This is a genomic window from Camelimonas fluminis (assembly GCF_014656355.1).
Classification (GTDB): Bacteria; Pseudomonadota; Alphaproteobacteria; order Rhizobiales; family Beijerinckiaceae; genus Camelimonas; species Camelimonas fluminis.
In genome coordinates this window covers 1-1768 of the sequence record NZ_BNCG01000095.1, presented here as the reverse complement: position 1 = coordinate 1768, position 1768 = coordinate 1, and the positions used below count along the sequence as shown (strand labels likewise).

The following is a 1768-nucleotide window of genomic DNA, read 5'->3' as shown; positions in this document are numbered from 1 at the left end:
AGCATTGTTCGACACTCCCGCCGAGGCGACGAACGCTGCAAGAAGACTTGAGTCTGTCGGCGTCCCAGCATCGGATATTTCAGTGGTATCCAATAATTCTGAAAATTGGTACTCTGACCCCGATGGAAACGAAGTTGCGAATGACGCACTCACTGGCGCCGGACTTGGGGCTGCGGTCGGCGGTGCTGGAGGACTCCTCGCTGGCCTTGGCCTGATGGCTATTCCCGGTGTTGGTCCAGTCGTCGCGGCTGGTTGGCTCGCCGCAACAGCGCTGGGTGCTGCAGGTGGAGCGGCTACCGGCGCTGCCGCTGGCGGCCTGGTGGGCGCCATGGTCGGAGATGGCGTCCCAGAGCGTGAGGCAAACGTCTATGCCGAAGGAGTCCGCCGTGGCGGCACACTGGTTTCAGCTCGTGTAGAGCCGGCCTTGGTCGACCGGGCGCAAGCGGTGTTACGTGAAACCCAGCAAGTGGATTTGGCTGCCCGCGAGGCGGCCTACAGGGAAACCGGCTGGGCCCGCTTCGACCCTGATGCTCCAAACTATACGGCCGACCAAGTCCGGGACGAGCGGGGGAGGTACCTCTAGGTCGACGCGTCCAGATTGGACAGGCCCGGTCGAGCAGTGGCGCTGCGGCAGCACCAAAAGCGCTAGATGACAGCCCGGCCGGTGGGCCCGCACTTGCTGTGTCTCTGCGGAAACTGAGGCCGGGCCACGACCTTAGCTCAGCGAGCCATACAGAAAGGACACTGTTATGCAGGTCAATCCAGATATCCACGAAACTCGTGATCTGATCGCCAGTGATAAGGTGGTCGGCACTGATGTGTATGGGGTTGGTGACGCTTACGTCGGCAAGATTGAGCGCCTGATTCTCGAAAAACGAAGTGGGCGCGTCGCTTACGCGGTCATGAGCTTCGGCGGCTTTCTCGGCATTGGTCACGAGCATTTCCCTGTTCCGTGGGAAAAGCTCACCTACGACCCCAATCTGGACGGGTATCGCACCGATATTACGCAGGAGCAGGTTGAAACCGCACCCAGATATGCGCCCGATGAGGACCATGACTGGTCACAACAGGAAGGCCGCAGGATCTACGATTACTATGGTGTGAAGCCAGGTCTGTAGGCGTCCTGGACAGGGGAGGGGGCATGGCTCATTTCAGATCCTTGCTTCGGGATGCTGGGGCATTCGTTCTTGGCTTCACATCAGCCCTGATTTTGCTTGGCCCAGCTCCAAAAGCGTCTGCTCGAGAGCGGGCAGAACATCAAGACAAGGGCCCAAATTCGCCCCATGGCAAGGATGCTGAAGCGCCCACCGATATTGGCCCAACCGGGTGGCGCGAAATTGTCATGCGAACGTACCGCGAGGTTTCGCGCGACAGGGTCATGGCTGTCTCGGCTGGCGTGACGTTTTACGGTCTCCTGGCCACATTCCCGGCGATGACAGCGTTCATCGGCCTGTATGGGCTTGTGGCCGCGCCTGATACGGTCATGGAACACCTCGGGCTGTTAGGGAGCATTCTTCCAGCGCAGGCCTACAGCTTTATCCGTGACCAGATGGAGCGCATCGCATCGGCGGGCAGTCAGGACCTTGGCCTGTCCCTGGTCATCGGGCTCGCGCTAGCGTTCTGGAGTGCAAACGCAGGTATGAAGGCGCTGTTCGACGCCCTGAACGTGGCCTATGGAGAGGACGAAAAGCGGGGCTTCTTTCGTCTAAACCTGGTTTCGATGATCTTTACCGTTGGCGTGATCCTGTTCGCGGTCGTTGCTATTCTA

At 59.8% G+C, this 1768-nt stretch carries 3 protein-coding genes; all 3 read left to right on the top strand.

Annotated elements, in window-relative coordinates:
• The first annotated feature begins 4 nt into the window (after window positions 1-4).
• Entirely contained in the window at window positions 5-583 is a 579-nt protein-coding gene (locus tag IE243_RS23315) for a hypothetical protein (RefSeq protein ID WP_244643321.1), read from the top strand.
• A gap of 166 nt (window positions 584-749) precedes the next feature.
• Entirely contained in the window at window positions 750-1118 is a 369-nt protein-coding gene (locus IE243_RS22325) for a PRC-barrel domain-containing protein (protein ID WP_191321417.1), read from the top strand.
• A gap of 23 nt (window positions 1119-1141) precedes the next feature.
• Window positions 1142-1768 (top strand): YihY/virulence factor BrkB family protein (locus IE243_RS22320; protein ID WP_191321493.1); only part of this gene is annotated, 627 nt, incomplete at its 3' end.